At 55.4% G+C, this 735-nt stretch carries 1 protein-coding gene; it reads right to left on the bottom strand.

The window, feature by feature from the left end; translation table 11 throughout:
- Positions 1-735 (bottom strand): immunoglobulin-like domain-containing protein (locus BFQ04_RS03695; protein WP_371914479.1); only part of this gene is annotated, 735 nt, incomplete at both ends.

Here is a 735-nt window from a genome sequence, read left to right as displayed (position 1 = left end):
CCACATCGACCTTGTCGATGGTGTCGTTGATCGTGGTGGTCGCACCGTTGCCTGCAACTTCCAGCTTCTCGAAGTTGCCGCCCGTTGCGTCGGTGATCTTGACCGTCTGCGTGCTCTTATCGATGAACACGTCATCGGTTGGCGCAGGGACGGTCACAGTGCCGACGGTTTCACCGGCTTTGATAGTGATCGACGATCCGTTATCGAGTTTCAGCGTGACGTCACTACCGGCCTTATTACTCAAAGTCGCGGTATACGTGATTTGCCCACCTTCGTTAACAGCATTTGGCGCGGTCAGCGTGACGGTAGTGGTGTTGTCGGTGCCTGGAGTATCAGTCACGGTTGTATTAACCGGCGCGGTGCCTGGCACCAAATTCTCGAAGTGCTCGCCACCCGTGACGGTCTGAATAGCAGCGGTGACGGTTTGGTCGCCCTTGTACACATCATCAGGCGCAACAACAGAAATGCTACCGCTCGATTGGTTCACACCGATGGTGATGCTTTGGCCGTTATCCAAGGTGACGGTCAACGGGTTGGTGATGTTCGTCACCGGTACGCCGTTTTTATCCACAAGGCTGGCGGTGTAAACGATGTTGCCGTCTTCGCCGACGGTGGTGGTTGCAGTCAGAACTACATCGACCTTGTCGATGGTGTCATTGATCGTGGTGGTCGCACCGTTGCCAGCAACTTCCAACTTCTCAAAGTTGCCGCCAGTCGCTTCAGTGATCTGGACGG

This window comes from Pseudomonas sp. 37 R 15 (genome assembly GCF_900004865.1).
Classification (GTDB): domain Bacteria; phylum Pseudomonadota; class Gammaproteobacteria; order Pseudomonadales; family Pseudomonadaceae; genus Aquipseudomonas; species Aquipseudomonas fluorescens_AM.
The sequence above is the reverse complement of the archived record's forward strand: the minus strand, read 5'-3'. Positions and strand labels throughout refer to the sequence as shown.